This is a genomic window from Clavibacter sp. CT19, from assembly GCF_027858075.1.
In the GTDB taxonomy this organism is placed as follows: domain Bacteria; phylum Actinomycetota; class Actinomycetes; order Actinomycetales; family Microbacteriaceae; genus Clavibacter; species Clavibacter tessellarius_A.
The window spans coordinates 180,942-202,977 of sequence record NZ_JAQHYR010000007.1; the positions used below are offsets into that span (position 1 = coordinate 180,942).

A 22,036-nucleotide genomic window follows, 5' to 3' on the forward strand; every position below is an offset into this window, starting at 1 on the left:
CGGTCGCGTACAGTGACGTCGTGCCCCACGACATCGCCTTCAGATCCGACATGACCGTGGAGCTCGTCCGCTCCAGCGCCCACGACTCCGACGTGATCTTCGCGGCCCGCGTCTCCACCGCCGGCGAGAAGACCCTCGAGCGCGCGCTCGACGAGCCCGACGGCCAGGACCGCGCCCTCGAGGGCGACGTCGACACCGAGGCCGAGGAGAAGCGCGTCAAGCGCGACCGCGGCCTCATCAACTACCTCATGCGCGACCGCCACGGCTCCCCGTTCGAGCACAACTCGATGACCTTCTACGTGCAGGCGCCGATCTTCGTGTTCCGCGAGTTCATGCGCCACCGCATGGCCTCGTACAACGAGGAGTCGGGCCGCTACAAGGAGCTCGACGCGGTGTTCTACGTGCCCGGCCCCGAGCGCAACCTCGTGCAGGTCGGCAAGCCCGGCGCCTACGAGTTCCACGCGGGCACCCCCGAGCAGACCCAGCTGGTGCAGGCGGAGACGCGACGCACCTCGGAGGAGGCGTACGCCTCGTACCAGCGGATGCTCGAGCAGGGCGTGGCCCGCGAGGTCGCCCGCATCGTGCTCCCGCTCAACATCTACTCGTCGATGTACGTGACCCTCAACGCCCGCGCGCTGATGAACTTCCTGTCGCTGCGCACCAAGCACGAGGACTCGACGTTCCCGAGCTTCCCGCAGCGCGAGATCGAGATGTGCGCGGAGAAGATGGAGACCGAGTTCGAGCGCCTCATGCCCCTCACGCACGCGGCCTTCCAGAAGAACGGCCGGGTCGCGCCGTAGCGCACCGGAGCGGCCCGCCCGCCGACCGTTACCATGGGAGCCGTGTCGTCTGAGAATCCCTTCGGTCAGGTCCTGGTGGCGCTCGTCACCCCCTTCACGGCCGACGGCGAGGTGGACTGGCCGGGCGTCGAGAAGCACATCGACGACGTCATCACCGCGGGCGCGGACGGCATCGTCGTCACCGGCACCACCGGCGAGACGAGCACGCTGACCGACCCGGAGAAGATCAAGCTCGTCGAGGTCGGCCGCTCCGTGAGCGCGGGCCGGGCGAAGATCATCACGGGCGGCGGCTCGAACGAGACCGCGCACGCCATGCAGCTCGCGCGGCAGAGCGAGAAGGCCGGCGCCGACGGCAACATGATCGTCACGCCGTACTACAACAAGCCCACGCAGGCGGGCGTGCTCACGCACTTCCGGATGATCGCGGACGCCACGGACCTGCCGGTCATCCTCTACGACATCCCCGGCCGCACGGGCATCCCCATCCAGTACGAGACCATCCTCCGCGCCGCCAAGCACCCGAACATCCTCGCGGTGAAGGACGCCAAGGGCGACCTCGCGCAGGCGAGCCGCGTGCTCAACCAGACGAGCCTCATGTACTTCGCGGGCGACGACGCCAACGCGCTGCCGACGCTCGCGATCGGCGGCACGGGCCTCATCGGCGTCACCGCGAACATCACGGCCACGCCGTACCGCACCATGGTCGACGCGGTGAACGCGGGCGACCTGAGCGCCGCCACGCATGCGCACCAGCAGCTCGAGCCGCTCGTCCGCGCCGTCATGACGCACGTGCCCGGCACGGTCGCGGCGAAGTACATCCTCCACGGCCTCGGCCGCATCGGCAGCCCGCGCGTGCGCCTGCCCCTCGTGGGACCGGAGGAGTGGGAGGCCGCGCAGATCGAGGACGAGATCGACCTCGTCCGCGACGTCCCCGGCGTCGACTTCCGCAACTTCCGCCCCGACCGCAACGCCGCCGCCGGTGGTGCCCTGCCGCAGGTCGCCGGCACCACGCGCTGAGCCGCGCCCGAGCTTCCCGTCGCCGGCCGTCGCGCCGCACCGCCACCAGAGGAGACCCATGGCCCAGGCCGTCTACGATCCGCCCGAGCTGAAGCCCGGCATCCTCCGCATCACCCCGATCGGCGGCCTCGGCGAGATCGGCCGGAACATGACCACGTTCGAGATCGACGGCAAGATCCTCGTCGTCGACTGCGGCGTGCTCTTCCCCGAGGAGCACCAGCCGGGCGTCGACCTGATCCTCCCCGACTTCTCCTCCATCGCGGACCGCCTCGACGACGTGGTCGGCATCGTCCTCACCCACGGCCACGAGGACCACATCGGCGCGGTCCCGTACCTGCTGAGGCTCAAGCGGGACATCCCGCTGATCGGCTCCGGCCTCACGCTCGCGCTCATCGAGGCGAAGCTCAAGGAGCACCGGATCACGCCGTACACGTTCCAGGTGAAGGAGGGCGACCGCGAGCGCCTGGGCCCGTTCGAGCTCGAGTTCGTGGCCGTCAACCACTCCATCCCGGATGCGCTCGCCGTCGCCATCACGACCTCGGCCGGCCGGGTGCTGCACACGGGCGACTTCAAGATGGACCAGCTGCCGCTCGACGGCCGGATCACCGACCTGCGCGCCTTCGCGCGCCTGGGGGAGGCCGGCATCGACCTCTTCATGTCCGACTCGACGAACGCCGACGTGCCGGGCTTCACCCCCACGGAGCGCTCCATCGGGCCGGTGCTCGAGGCCGTCATCTCGAAGGCGCCGCGTCGGGTCATCGTCGCGAGCTTCTCGAGCCACGTGCACCGGGTGCAGCAGGTGCTCGACGCGGCGGCCGCGAACGGGCGCCGCGTCGCGTTCATCGGCCGCTCGATGATCCGGAACATGACCATCGCCGCCGAGCTCGGCTACCTCAAGGTGCCGGACGGCATCCTCATCGACGCGAAGAAGGCGGTGGCCCTGCGCGACGACGAGATCGTCTACATGAGCACCGGGTCGCAGGGCGAGCCGATGGCCGTGCTCAGCCGCATGGCGAACCTCGAGCACCAGATCGAGATCGGCCAGGACGACACCGTCATCCTCGCGTCGAGCCTCATCCCGGGCAACGAGAACGCGGTGTACCGCGTGATCAACGGGCTGACCAAGCTGGGCGCGAAGGTCGTGCACAAGGCCAACGCGAAGGTCCACGTCTCGGGCCACGCGGCCGCCGGCGAGCTGCTCTACTGCTACAACATCCTCCGGCCCCGGAACGTCCTGCCGGTGCACGGCGAGTACCGGCACCTGGTCGCGAACCAGCAGCTGGCCATCCAGACGGGCGTGCCGGAGCGCAACACGTTCCTCGCGGAGGACGGCACCGTCCTCGACATGAAGGAGGGGCACGTGCGCGTCACGGGCCAGCTCGACGTCGGGTACGTCTACGTCGACGGGTCCACGGTGGGCGAGATCACCGACGCCGACCTCAAGGACCGCCGCATCCTCTCCGAGGAGGGCTTCGTCACGATCTTCGTGGTGGTCGAGCCGCAGACCGGCAAGGCCATCGTCGGCCCGGAGATCGAGGCGCGCGGGTTCGCCGAGGACAGCCGCGTGTTCGACAGCGTCAAGCCGCTCGTCGTCCGGGCGCTCGCGGAGGCGGCGGCCAACGGCACGCGCGACACGCACGCGTACTCGCAGGTCGTCCGCCGCACGGTCGGCCGCTGGGTCAACTCGTCGCACCGCCGCCGCCCGATGATCATCCCGGTGGTCATCGAGGCGTAGGGCGGCGCACGGGGCGGGCGTCGCGGAGCCCCGCCTCCGCCGCTCTCGGCGGCCCCCGGGGACGGGGCGCCGCGCTCCTCATGGGCGCCGTGGCGGGCCCGCTCCCCGCCCGGGTCGCGGTGCGCGTGCCCGTCGTGGACGCGATCCGCTGCCGATGCCCGCCCGGGCGGCACGCGTCCCGCCCGGCCAGGCGTCCCCTCGGCGACGGCGGCGCGGGATAACGTGGGTCGCATGGCTACGAGCACCAGGTCGACCAGCCGCGCCGGGAAGACCTCCTCGGGCGCGCCGCGCGCCACGCCCCCGCGGAAGGGGCGCGCCACCGAGACGAAGCAGCAGACCGTGGCCTACCCCGTGCAGCCCGAGGGGCGCGGCCCCCTCGTCGCCGTGTGGATGGGCCTCGCCCACGCCACGGGCGCGCTCTTCCGGGCCCTCGGCCCCGAGAAGCTCGCGAAGGAGGAGCGCCGCGACGGCATCCCCTTCCTCCTCGTGGTGCTCGCGATCGCCGGCGTCGTCGTCGAGTGGTTCAACCCCCTCAACGACGTGGCCATGGCCTTCGACGCGTACACGTTCGGCGGCCTCTTCGGCCGGGTCGCGTTCGCGCTGCCCATCGTGATGGTGCTCCTCGCCCTCTGGCTCTTCCGGCACCCGGCGTCCGTCAGCGACAACGGACGCATCGGCATCGGCGTCTCGCTCTTCCTGGTCTCGATCGCCGCGCTGTGCCACATCCTCACCGGCGCCCCGGATCCCCGCGACGGTATGCTCGCGCTGGCCCGGGCCGGCGGCGTCCTCGGCTGGGTGCTCGCGGCCCCGCTGTCGCTGCTCATCACGCCGATCGGCGCGGGCATCGTGGCCGGGATCCTGCTCCTGCTCTCCCTCTTCATCATCACGCGCACGCCGCCGAACCGCGTGGGTGCGCGACTCCGCGAGCTCTACTCCTACCTCTTCGGCGCCCCGCCGGTGGACGAGGAGCAGCGCGCCGCCGACCGCGCCGCCCGCAAGGCGCAGGCGACGGAGCAGGTCGAGCTCGAGGGGCTCGACGACGAGGGGCCGGTCGACACCGACAGCCTCCCGTGGTGGCGCCGCAACCGCAGCCAGCGCGAGGACGCGCCCGCGTTCGACAGCCCGGTGCTCGCGCCGCACGCCGGATCCGACGACGTCGTCGAGAGAACCGCCGCGGAGGCCCCCACCACGGTCATCGACCGCACGGTGGATCCCGATGCCTCCCGCCCCGAGCCCGGTGCCTTCGCGGGCGACGAGGCCGCGACCCGCCGCATCGACCTCGACGCGCCCGTCGACGCGACGGCGACCGCGATCCTGCCGTCCATCCCGGTGCACCCCACGGGCATCCGCGACGACGACGAGCCCGCCGTCCTGCCCGGCTTCGAGGACGACGGCTCCGACGCGGGCGTCGTCTCGGGGGAGTCCGACGCGCCGCAGGCGCCGTACCGCCTCCCCGCGGCCAGCACCCTCTCGCCCGGCACGCCCGCGAAGTCCCGCTCGTCGGTCAACGACGAGGTGGTGCGCGCGCTCACCGAGGTGCTCACGAACTTCCAGGTCGACGCCACCGTCACCGGCTTCTCGCGCGGCCCGACGGTCACGCGCTACGAGCTCGAGCTCGCGCCCGGCGTCAAGGTCGAGCGCGTCACGGCGCTGGCCAAGAACATCAGCTACGCGGTCGCGTCCAACGAGGTCCGCATCCTCTCGCCCATCCCGGGCCGCAGCGCCATCGGCGTCGAGATCCCGAACACCGACCGCGAGATCGTCTCCCTCGGCGACGTGCTTCGCTCGTCCGCGGCCACGAGCAGCGCGCACCCGATGACCATCGGCGTCGGCAAGGACGTCGAGGGCGGCTACGTCATCGCCAACCTCGCGAAGATGCCCCACCTCCTGGTCGCGGGTTCCACGGGGTCCGGCAAGTCGAGCTTCGTCAACTCGATGATCACCTCGCTCCTCATGCGGGCGAAGCCGAGCGACGTGCGCATGGTCCTCATCGACCCGAAGCGCGTGGAGCTCACCATCTACGCGGGCGTGCCGCACCTCATCACGCCCATCATCACCAACCCGAAGAAGGCGGCCGAGGCGCTGCAGTGGGTGGTGAAGGAGATGGACATGAGGTACGACGACCTCGCCAGCTTCGGCTTCCGCCACATCGACGACTTCAACAAGGCCGTCACGAGCGGCTCCATCGTGCTCCCCGAGGGCAGCGAGCGGACGCTGCGCCCGTACCCCTACCTCCTCGTGGTGGTCGACGAGCTCGCCGATCTCATGATGGTCGCGCCGCGCGACGTCGAGGACTCGATCGTCCGCATCACCCAGCTCGCGCGCGCCGCCGGCATCCACCTCGTGCTCGCGACGCAGCGCCCGTCGGTCGACGTGGTCACCGGCCTCATCAAGGCCAACGTGCCGTCGCGTCTCGCGTTCGCGGTGTCGAGCATGACCGACTCCCGCGTGATCCTCGACCAGCCCGGCGCCGACAAGCTCATCGGCCAGGGCGACGGCCTCTTCCTCCCCATGGGCGCCAACAAGGCGGTCCGCGTGCAGGGCGCGTGGGTGCAGGAGGCCGAGATCGCGAAGGTCGTCGAGCACGTCACGCGCCAGGCCCGGCCCGAGTACCGCCAGGACGTCGCGGTCGCCGCCGAGAAGAAGGAGATCGACGCGGACATCGGCGACGACCTCGAGGTGCTCCTCGCGGCCGCCGAGCTCGTCGTCAGCACGCAGTTCGGATCCACGTCGATGCTCCAGCGGAAGCTGCGCGTCGGGTTCGCCAAGGCCGGCCGCCTCATGGACCTCCTCGAGGCCCGCGAGATCGTCGGCCCGTCCGAGGGCTCCAAGGCGCGCGACGTCCTCGTCTCCGCGGAGCAGCTGCCGGGCGTCCTCGCGACGCTGCGCGGGGAGACGCCCGCGGGACCCGCGACCGCCGCCCCGGCAGCCGCGCCCGGCCCCGCGGCCGCCGCTCCCGCCGAGACGGACGACGGGAACCGCTACCCGTCGGATCCGCTGCACAAGGACCTCGACGCGTACGAGCAGGTGGAGGCCGAGGGCGACGACGACGCCTGGGGCCTCACGGGCAGGGACTGACCGGTGGCCGATCGCATCGCATCGGGTGCCGCCGGGGCACCGCGTGTCTGGCGCGCGGGCGACTCCCCGGCGAGCCCCTGGAACGTCGCCAACATCCTCACGATCGTGCGGATCCTGCTGGCCCCCGTCTTCGTCGTCCTCCTCGCGGCCGACGACGGATCCGACGGCCCGCTGCGGTACGCCGCCGCGGCGCTCTTCATCGTGGCCATCGCGACCGACGGCGTCGACGGGCACATCGCCCGCAGCCGGAACCTCGTGACCGACCTGGGCAAGCTCCTCGACCCCATCGCCGACAAGGTGCTCACGGGCGCCGCCCTCGTGATGCTGTCCGTGCTCGGCGAGCTCCCGTGGTGGGTCACCATCGTGATCCTCGTGCGCGAGCTCGGCATCACGGCCTACCGCTTCGCCGTGCTGCGGGACCGCGTCGTCGCGGCGTCCCGCGGCGGCAAGCTGAAGACCGTCGCGCAGGCCGTGGCCATCAGCGTCGCGCTCCTGCCGCTGTGGGACGTCGTGGGGGGCGGCATGCACGTCGTGAACACGGTGCTCATGTCCATCGCCCTCGTCCTCACGGTGCTCTCCGGGCTCGACTACATGCGGCAGGCGCTGCAGGCGGAGCGCGCCTCGTGAGCGGCGCGTTCGGCGTCGCGGACTCCGCGGATGCCACGGACGAGGACCTCGCCGCGCGCGTGATCGCCGCGCTGGTCGCGAGCGGGCGCCGTCTCGCCGTGGCCGAGTCGCTCACCGGAGGGCTCCTCACCGCCGCCCTCGTGGGCGTCCCCGGCGCCTCGCGGGCGCTGACCGGCGGCATCGTCTCCTACGACACCGCGCTCAAGCGCACGCTGCTCGGCGTCGAGGCGTCGATCCTCGCGGTGCACGGCGCCGTGCACCCCGACGTCGCCCGGCAGATGGCGCGCGGCGTGCGTGAGGCCTGCGAGGTCGACGGGCGCCCCGCCGACGTCGGGGTCGCCACCACCGGGGCGGCCGGTCCCGATCCGCAGGACGGCCAGGCTCCCGGCACGGCCTTCGTCGGGCTCTCCCTCGACGGCGACTCCCGCGCCATCGCCCTGCACCTCGACGGTGACCGCCAGCAGGTCCGTGCGAGCGTGGTCCACGAGGCGCTCCGGGCCCTCGCCGACGCGCTCGGATCCGGTGGGAACATCTGATGGCCGGCCCGCGTTGCCGTAAGCAGGTTCACAAGCAACGCCCAGTGCCCCTGCTTAGCCTGGGTCCTCGGCCAGATGCTCGCGCATCAGCCCCGGACCTCCGGTTCGATCAGGCACCAGGCGCAACGAGGAGGGTCCCGTGGTTCTAGTCCGTCAGGAGATCGGCGACGTCCTTCGGGACTTCCGCCTGCAGAAGGGGCGCACGCTCCGCCAGGTCGCCAGCAAGGCCAGCGTTGCGCTCGGCTACCTCAGCGAGGTCGAGCGGGGCCAGAAGGAGGCGTCGAGCGAGATCCTCGCCTCCGTCGCCGACGCGCTCGACACGCCCATCTCGGTCATCATGCGCGAGGTCGGCGACCGTCTCGCCGTCATCGAGGGCCTCAACCCCATCCCGGACACGATCCCCGACGACCTGGTCGCCGGCTTCGACAGCGACCTCGTCGCGCGCTGAGTCCCGCAGCTCTCCCCACCTCCCGCCCTGCCCGTCATCGTGACGGGCGGGGCGTCGTCGTCCGGTGGCCCGCTCGACGCGGTCGCCGCGCGGACGGTCGGAGAGCAGCGGGTAGCGTGAGGGCATGCGACTGAGCGAGTTCCAGCGGGCCGTGGCCGACGAGTTCGGCGCCGGCTACGGACCGGTGCTCGTCGCCGACCTCGTGCTCGGGGAGCTCGGCGGACGCACGTGCGCGCAGGCCCTGAAGGACGGCACCCCCGCCCGCGAGGCGTGGCTCGCGCTCTGTCGCGCGCAGGACGTCCCGCGGTCGCGGTGGAACGGCGCCGGCGTGCCCGAACCCCGCTCCTGAGCGGTTCCGGCCCGGCGTGCCGGGGACGACGCCTCGCGACACGCGGCGCGTCGTTCGAATATCCCTTCGAACGCGCGTAGTCTCCCCACAGGAGCGAATCGAAGCGCGGACTGCACAGGTCAGGCGCCTCCGGCAGCGATGTCGGCGGGGCCGCATAACGTGCACCTCGCGGAGATCACCCGTCGCCTTGTCGGCACCGGATCCCGCAGCCCGCGGCATCGGAGCGACAGCCTGCAGGCAACCCACCTTCGACACGAGGAGCACCCCATGGCATCATCCGCAGATCGCGAGAAGTCTCTCGAGACCGCGCTCGCCCAGATCGACCGTCAGTTCGGCAAGGGCTCGGTCATGCGCCTGGGCAGCGACGAGCGCGCGCCCGTCGCCGTCATCCCCACCGGCTCCGTCGCGCTGGACGTGGCGCTCGGCATCGGCGGGCTCCCGCGCGGCCGCATCGTCGAGATCTACGGTCCGGAGTCCTCGGGAAAGACCACGCTCACCCTGCACGCCATCGCCAACGCCCAGCGCGCCGGCGGCATCGCGGCCTTCATCGACGCGGAGCACGCGCTCGACCCGGAGTACGCCAAGAAGCTCGGCGTCGACATCGACGCCCTCCTCGTCTCCCAGCCCGACACGGGCGAGCAGGCCCTCGAGATCGCCGACATGCTCGTGCGCTCGGGGTCCATCGACCTCGTCGTCATCGACTCCGTGGCGGCGCTCGTGCCGCGCGCCGAGATCGAGGGCGAGATGGGCGACTCGCACGTCGGTCTCCAGGCCCGGCTCATGTCCCAGGCGCTCCGCAAGCTCACCGGTGGGCTCAACCAGACGCAGACCACCATGATCTTCATCAACCAGCTCCGCGAGAAGATCGGCGTGTTCTTCGGCAGCCCCGAGACCACCGCGGGCGGCAAGGCGCTGAAGTTCTACGCGTCGGTGCGACTCGACATCCGCCGCATCGAGACCCTGAAGGACGGCACGGACGCGGTCGGCAACCGCACCCGCGTCAAGGTCGTGAAGAACAAGATGGCGCCGCCCTTCAAGCAGGCGGAGTTCGACATCCTGTACGGCACGGGCATCTCCCGTGAGGGCAGCCTCATCGACTTCGGCGTCGAGCACGAGATCGTCCGCAAGTCGGGCGCCTGGTACACCTACGACGGCGACCAGCTCGGCCAGGGCAAGGAGAACTCGCGCAAGCACCTCCTCAACAACCCGGAGATCGCCGCCGAGATCGAGCAGAAGATCAAGGTCAAGCTCGGCCTCGTGAAGGACCCGAACGCCGTGGAGGCCGCGGCCGACGCGGCACCGGCGCCCGTCGCCGCCGTGGCGCCCAAGGCGTCCGCCCGCAAGAGCGCCTGACCCGGCGCACCCCGGCGGGGCGCATCGCACGGATGCGCCCCGCCCTCCTGCACGACATCGGCCCGCCACCCGCCGCGCCCGCGCGAGGCGAGGGCGCGCGCCACCCGAGGACGGACGCACCATGGTCAGATTCCCCTCCGAGAACGAGCAGGGCACCGGTCCCGGTGCCGACGAGGTCGCGCCCGTCGCGTCGCTCGCCGACCGTCGGTCCCGGCGCGCCGCGACACGGCCGCGGGTCGAGCCGGAGGTGCCCGCCGTCGAGGCGCCGGCTCCTCGCGTGGAGCCCACGCACCCCGCACGTGGCCGGACCGTGAGCGAGGTGGACGGCGTCGTCACGATCGGCGCGGCGGTCGACGCGTCCGAGGCGGGGCGGGCTCTCGCGGCCCAGGAGCGCATCGCGGAGGCGCGACGCGTCCTGGCGGAGGCCGAGGCGCAGGCGGCGCGCGGGGCAGACGGCCCCTCGCGGGAGCCGGCGCCGGGCGCGCAGTCCGAGACCGTCGAGACGCCCGAGGAGACCCCGGCGGCGTGGCGGGCCGAGGAGCAGCGGGCGGCCCGTGCGCGGGAGAAGGCCGAGCAGGATGAGGCCTACCGTCGGGACATGGTCCGGCTGGAGGAGGATCGCGTCGAGGACGAGCGTCGCGAAGCCGAGGCGGAGGACGAGCGGGTAGCGGAGCGCACGCCCGAGCGCCAGCGTCGGCGGGCGGACAACGTGCTCGCCAACCGCCTCCGCGGCCGCGGGCTGTCGCTCGCGGAGGCCCACGAGGTGCTGGCAGGGGCGGAGATCGATCCCGACATCGTCGAGGAGACGCTCGCCCGCTACGTCTCGCTGCAGTACATCGACGAGGCCGCGCTGGCCGAGCAGATCCTCCACACCCACCTCGATCGCAAGGGCCTCGGCCGCCGATCCGTGGAGATGGAGATGCGTCGCCGCAAGCTCGACCCCCTCGTCATCGAGGAGGCCATGGCGGAGCAGCCGGACGACGAGCTGGCCCGCGCCACCGAGGTCGCCATGAAGCGGGTCGGTCAGCTGTCCTCCTACGACGACGAGACGGCGGAGCGTCGGCTCACGTCGTTCCTCATGCGCCGCGGGTACGGCGGAGGCGTCGTGCGCGACGCGGCGAAGGCGGCGCTGGCCACCCGACGCGGATCCTCGCGCGTGCGCTTCCGCTGAGGCGACGGCAGCGGGTGGGGTGGATGCCCGGCCGTAGGATTGGACGATCATGAGCACCGTCGCCGAGCACGTCCGCGCGTCCCGTCCCACCGACGGCGTCAGGCCCCGCACCTACGAGGTCCGCACCTACGGCTGCCAGATGAACGTGCACGACTCCGAGCGGCTCACGGGATCGCTCGAGGCGGCCGGTTACGTCTCGGCAGAGGGCGCCGAGCCCGACATCGTGGTCATCAACACGTGCGCCGTCCGCGAGAACGCGGACAACAAGCTCTACGGCAACCTCGGTCATCTCGCCAGCGTGAAGCGCCGGCACGAGGGCATGCAGATCGCCGTCGGCGGCTGCCTCGCACAGAAGGACCGGGCGACGGTCCTCGAGAAGGCCCCCTGGGTCGACGTCGTGTTCGGCACCCACAACATGGGCGCGCTCCCCACGCTGCTCGAACGGGCGCGGCACAACGGGGAGGCGCAGCTCGAGATCCTCGAGAGCCTCGAGACGTTCCCCTCGACGCTCCCCACCAAGCGCGACGAGATCGCGAGCGGCTGGGTGTCGATCTCCGTGGGCTGCAACAACACCTGCACGTTCTGCATCGTGCCCGCGCTCCGCGGCAAGGAGAAGGACAGGCGTCCCGGCGACATCCTCGCCGAGATCCAGGCGCTCGTCGACGACGGGGCGGTCGAGGTCACGCTGCTCGGCCAGAACGTGAACTCCTACGGGGTCGAGTTCGGCGACCGACACGCCTTCGGCAAGCTGCTCCGCGCGGCCGGCGCCATCGACGGGCTCGAGCGCATCCGCTTCACCAGCCCGCATCCGGCCGCCTTCACCGACGACGTCATCGACGCCATGGCCGAGACGCCCGCCGTCATGCCGCAGCTGCACATGCCGCTCCAGTCCGGCTCCGACCGCGTCCTCAAGGCCATGCGCCGCTCGTACCGGTCGGAGCGCTTCCTCGGGATCCTCGACCGGGTGCGCACGCGCATCCCGGACGCCGCCATCACTACCGACATCATCGTCGGCTTCCCCGGCGAGACCGAGGAGGACTTCCAGGAGACGCTGCGGGTCGTCGGGGCGTCGCGCTTCTCCTCCGCATTCACCTTCCAATACTCGATCCGGCCGGGCACCCCCGCGGCGACGATGGACGAGCAGGTGCCGGCCGACGTGGTGAAGGAGCGCTACGCGCGGCTCACCGCGCTGCAGGAGCGCATCAGCCACGAGGAGAACAAGCGCATGGTCGGCCGCACGGTCGAGGTGCTCGTGAGCGCGCACGAGGGGCGCAAGGACGGCGACACGCGGCGCGTCACCGGCCGTGCCCAGGACGGGCGTCTCGTCCACCTCGACGTGCCCGAGGGGAGCGGCGAGCCGCGTCCCGGCGACGCGGTGACCGTGGAGATCACCCGCGCCGCGCCCTTCCACCTCATCGCCGATGCCGTCGACCAGGCGCCGCTGCGCATCCGCCGCACGCGTGCGGGCGACGCATACGAGCGCGCGCAGGCCGACTCGTGCGGTGTGCCGGCCGCGCCGACGACCGGTCCCGGCGCCGGAGGGGCGCCCCGCGTCTCGCTCGGCCTGCCCTCGCTCCGCGTGGCGGCGCAGGGCGACGGCGGTTCCGTGCACCCGCGCCACCGGGCGTGACCCCGATCATCGCGGTCGTCGGCGCCACGGGCACCGGCAAGTCCGCGCTCTCGCTCGACATCGCGGAGCGGATCCGCTCCGAGGGGAGTGCGGCCGAGATCGTGAACGCGGACGCCATGCAGCTCTACCGCGGCATGGACATCGGCACCGCCAAGCTCCCGGAGGGGGAGCGCCGCGGCATCCCGCACCACCTCCTCGACGTCCTCGACGTGACGGCCGAGGCCACCGTCGCGGCGTACCAGGAGGACGCGCGCGCCGCGGTGCGCGCGATCCTCGGGCGGGGAGCCGTCCCCATCCTCGTCGGGGGCTCGGGGCTCTACGTCTCCTCCGTGCTGTTCGACTACGACTTCCCGGGCACCGATCCGGAGATCCGGCAGCGTCTCGAGCGCGATCTCGTCGAGACCGGTCCGGGGATGCTGCACCGTCGGCTCCGCGAGGTCGATCCCGCGGCCGCGCAGCGCATCGGCGCCCACAACGGCCGACGGCTGGTCCGGGCCCTGGAGGTCGCCGAGATCTCCGGTGCCCAGCCGGCGCGCGAGACGGCCGAGCCGCAGGCCTGGCACCCCGCGCGCATCCTGGCCCTCACGCTCCCGCGCGAGGAGCTCGTCCCGCGGCTCGACGCGCGCGTCGAGGGCATGTGGGCCGCCGGCCTCGTCGACGAGGTGGCCGGGCTGCTGCCCGCGGGTCTCGCCGACGGCGTCACCGCGTCGCGGGCCATCGGCTACGCGCAGGCGGCGCGGCAGCTCGCGGGCGAGATCACGGAGGCGGAGGCCGTCGAGGAGACGCGCGCGCTGACCCGCCGGTACGCCCGACGACAGGTGTCCTGGTTCGGCCGCTACACCGAGGCGGTGCGGCTCGATGCGCGCGACGACCAGCTCCTGGCGCAGGCCCTCGACGCCCTCCCGGTGACGCGCCCGTAGGCTGGCGGCATGGCAGACCTGCAGTTCACCAAGGGACAGGGCACGGGCAACGACTTCGTGCTGTACGCCGATCCCGCGGGCGAGATCCAGCTGACCGACACGCAGGTGCAGGCGCTCTGCGACCGCCACTTCGGCATCGGCGGCGACGGCACGATCCGCGCGGTCCTGTCGAGCCGGATCCCCGAGGGCCAGGCGGCCCTCGCGGAGGACCCCGACGCCGAGTGGTTCATGGACTACCGCAACGCGGACGGCAGCCCTGCGGAGATGTGCGGCAACGGCATCCGCGTGTTCACGCTCTTCCTCATCGAGAACGGCCTCATCGAGCTGCCGCCGGGCCGCACCGTCCCCATCGGCACCCGCGCCGGCGTGCGCGAGGTGCAGCGCAGCGGATCCGGCTTCCAGGTCGACCTCGGACGCTGGGCCCTCGCCGGCGGCGAGCCCCTGGTGCGCGCCAAGGACCTGCAGGTGGCCCGCCCCGGCCTCGGCATCGACGTCGGGAACCCGCACGTCGTCGTCGCGCTCTCCAGCGAGGACGAGCTCGCGCAGGCCGACCTGGGCTTCGTCCCGCAGCTCGATCCGGAGCCCGCGGGCGGCGTGAACGTCGAGCTGGTCGTCCCCGCGGATCCGCTCGTCGTCGACGGCATCGGCCACATCACGATGCGCGTGCACGAGCGCGGCAGCGGCGAGACGCTGAGCTGCGGCACGGGCGCGGTGGCCGCCGCCCTCGCGACCCGGCACTGGGCGGGCGCGGCGGCCCCGCACCAGTGGCGGGTGCAGGTCCCCGGCGGCGTGCTCGGAGTGCGCATGTTCCCGGCGGAGGACGGCGAGCACGTCGGCCTGTCGGGTCCCGCGGAGCTGGTGTTCGACGGCGTCGTCGCGCTGGCCTGATCGTCGCAGCGGCCCGGCCGTCGTCGTCGGAGCGGAGAGCCGGCCCGTGCCCTAGTCGTCGGCGCGGTGGACGCGCAGCACGCGGAAGCCCTTGTCCGACGCGGCCCGCGTGGTCTCGAGCCCCGCGGGCAGAGCATCGACCAGCCAGCGCTGCAGGGAGTCGGATCCCAGGTTCCGCTGCACCACCAGCCACGCGTCGGCGCCGTCCGCGAGCCGAGGCAGCCAGTGCGTGAGGATCCCGTGCAGGGCCTCCTTGCCCACACGGATGGGCGGGTTCGACCACACCGTGGCGAACGCGAGGTCGGCGGGAACATCCTCGGGCAGCACCGCGTTGACGTTCTCGAGACCGAGGGACCGGGCGTTCGCCCGCGTCAGCTCGAGCGCCCGCTCGTTCACGTCGACCGCCCACACCGTGGCCGACGGCGACCGCATCGCCAGGTCGAGCGCCACCGGCCCCCAGCCGCAGCCCACGTCCAGCAGATGGCCCTCCGCCGGAGGCGTCGGGACGTTGCGCAGCAGCACCAGGGTGCCCTGGTCGACGTGCTCGGGGCTGAAGACGCCGCCCGCGGTCTCGAGGTCGACCGTCCGTCCGCCCAGCTCGACCGTGATGGTGCGGGTGCGCAGGGGGCCGGCCGGCGACGAGGAGAAGTAATGCGCGTCGGCCATGAACGGGACGATACCGGACGCCGACGCTACGATGGGAGCACATGATCACGCACGACGAGCACGACCAGCCCGCGGACCCGACGACGACGTCCACCGAGAGCACCGCCGGGGACGACGTCGTCGCGCGCGTCCTCGCCCGGGCGGAGAACCGGTCCGCCGGCTACGCCCTCTTCCGCGGATCCGGTGCGCAGGCGCTGTCCGCGGCCCCCGACACCGAGCAGGGCTTCGACGGCGACCAGTCCGAGCGCGCGGACCGCCAGGCGCTGCGTCGCGTCGCCGGCCTGTCGACCGAGCTCCAGGACGTCACCGAGGTCGAGTACCGGCAGCTGCGCCTCGAGAACGTCGTGCTGATCGGCGTGTACTCGCAGGGCTCCGTCGACGACGCCGAGAACAGCATGCGCGAGCTCGCGGCTCTCGCCGAGACCGCGGGCGCCGTGGTCCTCGACGGCCTGCTGCAGCGCCGGCCCACCCCGGACCCCAGCACCTACTTCGGCAGCGGCAAGGCCGAGGAGCTGCGTGCGCTCGTCGCCGCGGTCGGTGCCGACACCGTCATCGCCGACACCGAGCTCGCCCCGAGCCAGCGGCGCGCGCTCGAGGACGTGGTGAAGGTCAAGGTCATCGACCGCACCGCCGTGATCCTCGACATCTTCAGCCAGCACGCCAAGAGCCGCGAGGGCAAGGCGCAGGTCGAGCTCGCGCAGCTGCAGTACCTCCTTCCCCGCCTCCGCGGCTGGGGTGACTCGATGTCGCGCCAGGCCGGCGGCCAGGTCGGCGGCGCGGGCGCGGGCATGGGATCCCGCGGTCCGGGTGAGACGAAGATCGAGCTCGACCGCCGACGCATCAACACGCGCATGGCGAAGCTGCGCAAGCAGATCGCCGGGATGAAGCCCGCGCGCGACACGAAGCGCGCCAACCGCGACCGCAACGCCGTGCCGTCGGTGGCCATCGTGGGATACACGAACGCCGGCAAGTCGTCGCTGCTGAACCGGGTGACGAAGGCGGGCGTGCTCGTGGAGAACGCGTTGTTCGCCACCCTCGACGCCACGGTCCGCAAGACCGAGACCGACCAGGGGCAGCTGTACACGCTGGCCGACACGGTGGGCTTCGTCCGCAACCTGCCGCATCAGCTGGTGGAGGCCTTCCGCTCGACGCTGGAGGAGCTCGCGGACTCCGACGTGCTCGTGCACGTCGTGGATGCGTCGCACCCGGATCCGGCCGCGCAGCTCGCCACCGTGCACGAGGTCATCGCCGAGGTCGACGCGTCGGGCATCCCGGAGATCGTGGTGTTCAACAAGAGCGACCTCGCGTCGGACGGGGACCGCGTCGTCCTCCGCGGGCTCGCCCCGCAGGGCGTGTTCGTCTCCGCCCGCACGGGCGAGGGCGTCGAGGAGCTGCGTCGCCGCATCGCCGAGCTGCTGCCGCAGCCGACCATCGAGGTCGACCTGCTGGTGCCGTTCGAGCACGGCGAGGTCGTGGCGATGCTGCACGACGGCGCGAAGGTGCTCGAGACGTCCTACGTCGAGGACGGGACGCGCGTGCGCGCGCTCGTCACGGCGGAGCAGCAGGCGCAGGTCGCCCGGTACGCGGTGGTGCCCACCGCCTGATCCGCGACTCCCCGCACGCACGAGAGCGGCCGATCCCCTCGGGGACCGGCCGCTCTCGTGCGTCGTGCGGGCGTCAGACGGAGCGCATGACCGCCACGACCTTGCCGACGACCTCGGCGAAGTCGCCGAGGATCGGCTCGAAGGCGCTGTTGCGGGGCAGCAGCCACGTGTGGCCGTCGCGCTGGCGGAACACCTTGACGGTGGCCTCGTCGTCGAGCATCGCCGCGACGATGTCCCCGTTCTCGGCCGTCTTCTGCTGGCGCACGACGACCCAGTCGCCGTCGCAGATGGCCGCGTCGATCATCGAGTCGCCGACGACGCGCAGCATGAAGAGGTCGCCCTTGCCCACGAGCTGACGGGGGAGGGGGAAGACCTCCTCGACCATCTGCTCGGCGGTGATGGGGATGCCGGCCGCGATGCGCCCGACCATGGGCACCATGGCCGCGTCGCCCACGGGCGTCGACGGCTCGCCGCTCTCGGCGGCGCCGCTGCCGGGGAGGTCGATGAGCACCTCGAGGGCGCGGGGCCGGTTCGGGTCGCGCCGGAGGTAGCCGGAGAGCTCCAGCTGGTTGAGCTGGTGGGTGACGCTGGAGAGCGAGGCGAGGCCCACGGCGTCGCCGATCTCGCGCATGCTCGGCGGGTAGCCCTGGCCGGCGATGGTGCGCTGGATGAACTCCAGGATCGAGATCTGCTTGTCGCTGAGGCTCTTGCGGCGCCTCGTCGCGCCGCCGCCCGCCGCTCGCTCGTCCGTCATGCCACGGCCCGCCTCTCGTCGCCGACGCCCTCCGCGGCGCGTCGACCCGGCGGGGCGACGCCCTCGCGAGGGCGATGTCGGTGGTGCCCGGTGGAATGGAGACCAGGCACTCGAAACTGTATCCACCCGGGGCACCTCGTACAAACACCTGTTCGAGCGTGTCGCGGCCGACGATGCACGATCGGGGCGATGGGGGCTTGCGGAGCGCCGTCTTCGAATGTATGTTCGGAACACAGCTTCGCATCCGGCTCTCCCGGCCGAGAGCCGGGTGCGAGCTGCCGGACCCGCATCGCATGCCGTACCGCACTGCACCGCCGGGCGCGTCGCATCGACGCCCCACCGTCTCGCACGAGAGGTCACCATGAACACCGCAGCCCCCGCCGCCACTGTCAGCGCACCCGCACCCGCACCCGCACCCGCATCCATCGCCGTCGCGGAGGCCGCCGTCGCGCCGCGCACGCGCCTGCGCATCACCCGTCGAGGCCGCGTCGTCCTCACGGCGCTCGTCGCCATGCCCCTGGCGCTGGGCGTCGGGCTCGTGGCCCTCAACGGCGGCGCCGCCGTCGCGTCGAAGGACGCCGCGGCCGCGCCCCTCGAGTACGTCACCGTCTCGAGCGGCCAGTCCCTCTGGGACCTCGCCGAGGAGATCGCGCCGTCCTCCGACCCGCGCGATGTCATCGCCTCGCTGGTCGACCTCAACCGGCTGCCCACGTCGGACGTCTCGGCGGGCCAGCAGCTCGCCGTGCCGGCGCAGTACGCCCGCTGATCCCTCCTGGCGCCCCCGCACGCGGGCGACGGCAGGCGGGGCCCGCTCGTCTCCCGGTGGCGGCCGGGAGCGAGCGGGGGAGTCGGAGCCGCTCGGTAGCATGGAGGGCATGAGCACCCTCGCGCGCACCGCGCACGTCACGCGGCAGACCAGCGAGTCCAGCATCGAGCTCGAGCTCGACCTCGACGGCACCGGCGCCTCCGAGATCAGCACCTCGGTCCCGTTCTACGACCACATGCTCACCGCCTTCGCGAAGCACTCGCTCACCGACCTGAAGGTCACCGCCACGGGCGACACGCACATCGACGTGCACCACACGGTGGAGGACGTGGGCATCGTCCTCGGCCAGGCCATCCGCCAGGCGCTCGGCGACAAGGCCGGCATCGCGCGCTTCGGCGACGCGCTCGTGCCGCTCGACGAGGCGCTCGTGCAGTCCGTCGTCGACATCTCCGGTCGCCCGTTCCTCGTGCACTCCGGCGAGCCCGCCGGGTTCGAGATGCACCTCATCGGCGGCCACTTCACCGGATCCATGGTCCGTCACGTCTTCGAGGCCATCACCTTCCACGCGGGCCTCACCGTGCACGTCACCGTGCTCGGGGGACGCGACCCGCACCACATCGCCGAAGCCGAGTTCAAGTCCTTCGCCCGCGCGTTCCGCCAGGCGAAGGAGCTCGACCCGCGGGTGTCCGGGATCCCGTCCACCAAGGGCGCGCTGTGACGCGGCCCTCCGTCGTCGTCCTCGACTACGGAAGCGGCAACGTCCACTCCGCCGTCAAGGCGCTCGAGCTGGCGGGAGCCGACGTCGAGCTCACGGGCGACCCGAGACGGGCCCACGAGGCCGACGGGCTCCTGGTCCCCGGGGTGGGCGCGTTCTCCGCGGTCATGACATCGCTCCGGGCGGCCGGCGGCGACCGCGTCGTGGACCGCCGCCTCGCCGGCGGGCGACCCGTGCTCGGGATCTGCGTCGGCATGCAGGTCATGTTCGACCGGGGCGTGGAGCGCGACGTCGACGTCGCCGGGCTGGGGGAGTGGCCGGGCACGGTGGACCGCCTCGAGTCGGACGTCCTGCCGCACATGGGCTGGAACACGGTCGACGCCCCGTCGGGATCGTCGCTGTTCGCCGGGCTCGAGGAGGAGCGCTTCTACTTCGTGCACTCCTACGCCGCGCGCACCTGGGGCATCGACGCGCTTCCTCCGCTGCCGGCGCCGCGCGTCACGTGGGCCACGCACGGCGAGCGCTTCGTCGCCGCCGTGGAGAACGGCCCTCTGTCCGCCACCCAGTTCCACCCCGAGAAGTCGGGCGAGGCCGGGATCCGGCTGCTCGCCAACTGGCTCGGCACCCTCCGCGCCGCCTGACGGCCCGAACGCCCCGCCGTCGCCGACGGCATCCGCCCGCCCGCACGACAGAACGAGAGCGACCATGAGCGAGTTCACCAGCACGCCCCGCCTGACCCTCCTGCCCGCCGTCGACGTGGCCGGCGGCCAGGCCGTGCGCCTCACGCAGGGCGCGGCCGGCACCGAGACCGGCTACGGCGACCCCGTCGACGCGGCCCGCGACTGGGCCGAGCAGGGCGCCGAGTGGCTGCACCTCGTCGACCTCGACGCCGCGTTCGGCCGCGGCGACAACCTCGCCGTCATCTCCCGGGTGATCCGCGCCATCGACGGCGTGCAGATCGAGCTGTCGGGCGGGATCCGCGACGACCGCTCGCTCGACGTGGCGCTCGAGAGCGGCGCGACGCGCATCAACCTCGGCACCGCGGCGCTCGAGAACCCCGAGTGGGCGGCCAGCGTCATCGCGCAGCACGGCGATGCCGTCGCGGTCGGGCTCGACGTTCGCGGCCGCACCCTCTCGGCCCGCGGCTGGACCCAGGACGGCGGCGACATCTGGGAGGTGCTCGAGCGCCTCGAGGAGGCCGGCTGCGCGCGCTACGTCGTCACCGACGTGACCAAGGACGGCACGCTCCAGGGGCCGAACCTGCAGCTGCTGCGCGACGTGCTCGAGCGCACCGAGCGCCCGGTCGTCGCGTCCGGCGGGGTCTCCAGCCTCGACGACATCGCCGCCCTGCGTGAGCTCGTGCCGCTCGGGCTCGAGGGCGCCATCGTCGGCAAGGCGCTCTACGCGGGCGCGTTCACGCTCGGCCAGGCGCTCGACGTCGCCGGGGAGTGATGACGGGCTCCACGCCGCACGCCGACTCCGCCGGGACGCCCTGGGCCGGCCGCTCCTTCGAGCCGACCGCGTTCCCGGGCGACGACGGATCCGCGCCTCCCGCCCTGGCGGATGCGCTCGCCCGGCACGGACGCGGCGAGGTGGGGGCGGCCGCGGTCGTGGACGCGCTCCGCGACGCCCGCCTGCTCATCCCGCTGGTGGCGCGTCTCGGCGAGGAGGGGGTGGGCGAGACCGGCCTGAAGGCCGACAAGAGCGCCGAGCTGTCGATCATCACGGTCGCCGGGCCCGACGGCCGCACGGTGATGCCGGTGTTCACGTCCGTCGCCGCGATGGGCCGATGGAATCCGGCCGCCCGGCCCGTGCCGACGGACGCCGTGCGGGTCGCGCTGGCCGCCGCGAGCGAGGAGACGGACCTCGTCGTCCTCGACCCGATGTCCGACACCGAGTTCGTGCTGCGTCGTCCCGCCGTCTGGGCGGTCGCGCGGTCGCTGCCGTGGACCCCGAGCCCGGAGGACCCGGAGGTCGTCGCGGAGCTCGAGGAGAGCGTCCGGGAGGAGCCCGCCGTCGTGGCGCTCGGCACGGCGTCGGGGGACCCGCGGGCCCGCCTCGAGGGCCCGGAGCTCCTCATCACGCTGTTGCTCGTCGACGGTCTCGACCGGTCGGCGCTGGACGACCTCCTCGCGCGGGTGCAGGACCGGTGGTCGCGGAGCGCCGTGCTCGCCGACCGCGTCGACAGCATGGGGCTCCGCGTCACCTCGGCCGCCTGACCGGGTGCGCGGGAGCGCCGACCGCGGCAGCGCCTCGGACGTCCTCGGCCTCGTGGGCGGCGCGTGCGCTGGACCCGCGTCCCGGGCGGGCCACGCCGCGCGGGTCGTGCGTCAGGAGACGGGGCCGGTGTACTTCTCGCCGGGGCCCTGGCCGATCGCGTCGGGGTAGGGCGACGCCTCGCGGAACGCGAGCTGCAGCGAGCGGAGGCCGTCGCGGAGGCTGCGCGCGTGCTGGTCGCCGAGCTCGGGGGAGGCGGCGGTGACGAGGCCGGCCAGCGAGATGATCAGCTTCCGCGCCTCGGCGAGGTCGGTCTGCGTCGCGGGGTCGTCGGCGAGCCCGCACTTGACGGCGGCGGCGCTCATGAGGTGGACGGCGGTGGTGGTGATGACCTCAACGGCGGAGACCTCGGCGATGTCGCGGGCGTACTGGTCGGCGACGAAGTCGGCCGTGTCCTCGTCGGCGACGCCCGCGGCGCCTTCGACTCCCTCGGCCGGGCCTGCGGCGTCGACCGCGGCGTCCGGCTCCTCGAAGCGGTGCACGTGCGCGTCCGGCGCGGAGTCGGGACGGGGGGTGTCGGTCATGTCTGTCCTTCGCTGGTGGTGCGGGCGGTGCGGCGGCGGGGAGCGGATGCGGCCCGGTGCGGTGACCCGCCGCGGCGTCGATCCCCGCCCTTCCGGGACGGACCCGGTGTCTGCTATGCTGATCGACGGCTCCGGGGCTGTCACAGTCCCGGTTCGAAAGAGGATTGATCTCCCACCC

22 protein-coding genes are annotated in these 22,036 nt (G+C 72.8%); 19 read left to right on the forward strand and 3 right to left on the reverse strand.

Annotated elements, in window-relative coordinates:
• Positions 1 to 50: 50 nt before the first annotated feature.
• The 13 genes from thyX to dapF all read left to right on the forward strand — a co-directional run bounded on the left by thyX (position 51) and on the right by dapF (position 14,552).
• Positions 51 to 800: an FAD-dependent thymidylate synthase gene (gene thyX, locus PED38_RS10345; RefSeq protein WP_270981162.1), complete on the forward strand. Its 750-nt coding sequence runs from the start codon at positions 51 to 53 to the stop codon at positions 798 to 800.
• Positions 801 to 833: 33 nt separating this feature from the next.
• Complete coding sequence (dapA, locus tag PED38_RS10350) at positions 834 to 1,817, forward strand: 4-hydroxy-tetrahydrodipicolinate synthase (protein WP_063070546.1); 984 nt, start codon at positions 834 to 836, stop codon at positions 1,815 to 1,817.
• A gap of 58 nt (positions 1,818 to 1,875) precedes the next feature.
• On the forward strand, positions 1,876 to 3,552 hold the full coding sequence (locus PED38_RS10355; protein WP_063070545.1) for a ribonuclease J: 1,677 nt from the start codon (positions 1,876 to 1,878) through the stop codon (positions 3,550 to 3,552).
• A gap of 231 nt (positions 3,553 to 3,783) precedes the next feature.
• Positions 3,784 to 6,630, forward strand: a complete 2,847-nt coding sequence (locus tag PED38_RS10360) for an FtsK/SpoIIIE family DNA translocase (protein ID WP_270981133.1) — start codon at positions 3,784 to 3,786, stop codon at positions 6,628 to 6,630.
• Between the two features lie 3 nt (positions 6,631 to 6,633).
• Positions 6,634 to 7,257, forward strand: coding sequence for a CDP-diacylglycerol--glycerol-3-phosphate 3-phosphatidyltransferase (gene pgsA, locus PED38_RS10365; RefSeq protein ID WP_270981135.1), 624 nt, complete (start codon positions 6,634 to 6,636; stop codon positions 7,255 to 7,257).
• Positions 7,254 to 7,793 carry a CinA family protein gene (locus PED38_RS10370; RefSeq protein WP_081234803.1) on the forward strand — a complete coding sequence of 180 codons (540 nt, stop codon included), beginning with the start codon at positions 7,254 to 7,256 and terminating at the stop codon, positions 7,791 to 7,793. Before pgsA ends, PED38_RS10370 begins: the two co-directional genes overlap by 4 nt.
• 139 nt (positions 7,794 to 7,932) lie before the next feature.
• On the forward strand, positions 7,933 to 8,241 hold the full coding sequence (locus PED38_RS10375) for a helix-turn-helix domain-containing protein (RefSeq protein WP_012298599.1): 309 nt from the start codon (positions 7,933 to 7,935) through the stop codon (positions 8,239 to 8,241).
• Between the two features lie 124 nt (positions 8,242 to 8,365).
• A complete protein-coding gene (locus PED38_RS10380; protein ID WP_063070542.1) occupies positions 8,366 to 8,590 on the forward strand; it encodes a DUF3046 domain-containing protein in 225 nt (74 codons plus the stop codon).
• Between the two features lie 267 nt (positions 8,591 to 8,857).
• Positions 8,858 to 9,943 (forward strand): recombinase RecA, encoded by a 1,086-nt coding sequence (gene recA, locus PED38_RS10385; RefSeq protein WP_063070541.1) that lies wholly within the window; start codon positions 8,858 to 8,860, stop codon positions 9,941 to 9,943.
• A gap of 121 nt (positions 9,944 to 10,064) precedes the next feature.
• Positions 10,065 to 11,114, forward strand: a complete 1,050-nt coding sequence (locus PED38_RS10390; RefSeq protein WP_270981138.1) for a RecX family transcriptional regulator — start codon at positions 10,065 to 10,067, stop codon at positions 11,112 to 11,114.
• A 49-nt stretch (positions 11,115 to 11,163) separates the two neighbouring features.
• On the forward strand, positions 11,164 to 12,744 hold the full coding sequence (gene miaB / locus PED38_RS10395) for a tRNA (N6-isopentenyl adenosine(37)-C2)-methylthiotransferase MiaB (RefSeq protein ID WP_270981139.1): 1,581 nt from the start codon (positions 11,164 to 11,166) through the stop codon (positions 12,742 to 12,744).
• Entirely contained in the window at positions 12,741 to 13,664 is a 924-nt protein-coding gene (gene miaA, locus PED38_RS10400; RefSeq protein WP_270981140.1) for a tRNA (adenosine(37)-N6)-dimethylallyltransferase MiaA, read from the forward strand. The genes miaB and miaA overlap by 4 nt, the downstream gene beginning before the upstream one ends.
• A 9-nt stretch (positions 13,665 to 13,673) precedes the next feature.
• Positions 13,674 to 14,552: a diaminopimelate epimerase gene (gene dapF, locus PED38_RS10405; protein ID WP_063070538.1), complete on the forward strand. Its 879-nt coding sequence runs from the start codon at positions 13,674 to 13,676 to the stop codon at positions 14,550 to 14,552.
• A 51-nt stretch (positions 14,553 to 14,603) separates the two neighbouring features.
• Here the strand turns inward: dapF and PED38_RS10410 are convergent, their stop codons facing one another.
• On the reverse strand, positions 14,604 to 15,218 hold the full coding sequence (locus PED38_RS10410; RefSeq protein ID WP_063070537.1) for a class I SAM-dependent methyltransferase: 615 nt from the start codon (positions 15,216 to 15,218) through the stop codon (positions 14,604 to 14,606).
• A 41-nt stretch (positions 15,219 to 15,259) separates the two neighbouring features.
• Between PED38_RS10410 and hflX the strand changes: the two genes are divergently transcribed.
• Positions 15,260 to 16,822 carry a GTPase HflX gene (gene hflX, locus PED38_RS10415; RefSeq protein ID WP_063070536.1) on the forward strand — a complete coding sequence of 521 codons (1,563 nt, stop codon included), beginning with the start codon at positions 15,260 to 15,262 and terminating at the stop codon, positions 16,820 to 16,822.
• Positions 16,823 to 16,895: 73 nt separating this feature from the next.
• On the opposite strand, the gene lexA is transcribed toward hflX, so the two are convergent.
• The gene (lexA, locus tag PED38_RS10420; RefSeq protein WP_012038705.1) at positions 16,896 to 17,576 is read right to left on the reverse strand and encodes a transcriptional repressor LexA; all 681 of its coding nucleotides are present in this window, start codon (positions 17,574 to 17,576) and stop codon (positions 16,896 to 16,898) included.
• Between the two features lie 361 nt (positions 17,577 to 17,937).
• On the opposite strand from lexA, the gene PED38_RS10425 reads away from it, so the two are divergent.
• The 5 genes from PED38_RS10425 to PED38_RS10445 all read left to right on the forward strand — a co-directional run bounded on the left by PED38_RS10425 (position 17,938) and on the right by PED38_RS10445 (position 21,276).
• Positions 17,938 to 18,342, forward strand: coding sequence for a hypothetical protein (locus PED38_RS10425; protein WP_270981144.1), 405 nt, complete (start codon positions 17,938 to 17,940; stop codon positions 18,340 to 18,342).
• Between the two features lie 109 nt (positions 18,343 to 18,451).
• Positions 18,452 to 19,060 carry an imidazoleglycerol-phosphate dehydratase HisB gene (hisB, locus tag PED38_RS10430; RefSeq protein ID WP_063070691.1) on the forward strand — a complete coding sequence of 203 codons (609 nt, stop codon included), beginning with the start codon at positions 18,452 to 18,454 and terminating at the stop codon, positions 19,058 to 19,060.
• The gene (gene hisH, locus PED38_RS10435; RefSeq protein ID WP_063070535.1) at positions 19,057 to 19,698 is read left to right on the forward strand and encodes an imidazole glycerol phosphate synthase subunit HisH; all 642 of its coding nucleotides are present in this window, start codon (positions 19,057 to 19,059) and stop codon (positions 19,696 to 19,698) included. Before hisB ends, hisH begins: the two co-directional genes overlap by 4 nt.
• A gap of 64 nt (positions 19,699 to 19,762) precedes the next feature.
• Complete coding sequence (priA, locus tag PED38_RS10440; RefSeq protein ID WP_063070534.1) at positions 19,763 to 20,509, forward strand: bifunctional 1-(5-phosphoribosyl)-5-((5-phosphoribosylamino)methylideneamino)imidazole-4-carboxamide isomerase/phosphoribosylanthranilate isomerase PriA; 747 nt, start codon at positions 19,763 to 19,765, stop codon at positions 20,507 to 20,509.
• Positions 20,509 to 21,276 carry an SseB family protein gene (locus tag PED38_RS10445; RefSeq protein ID WP_270981146.1) on the forward strand — a complete coding sequence of 256 codons (768 nt, stop codon included), beginning with the start codon at positions 20,509 to 20,511 and terminating at the stop codon, positions 21,274 to 21,276. Before priA ends, PED38_RS10445 begins: the two co-directional genes overlap by 1 nt.
• A 111-nt stretch (positions 21,277 to 21,387) precedes the next feature.
• Here the strand turns inward: PED38_RS10445 and PED38_RS10450 are convergent, their stop codons facing one another.
• A complete protein-coding gene (locus PED38_RS10450) occupies positions 21,388 to 21,858 on the reverse strand; it encodes a DUF1844 domain-containing protein (protein ID WP_063070532.1) in 471 nt (156 codons plus the stop codon).
• Positions 21,859 to 22,036 lie beyond the last annotated feature (178 nt).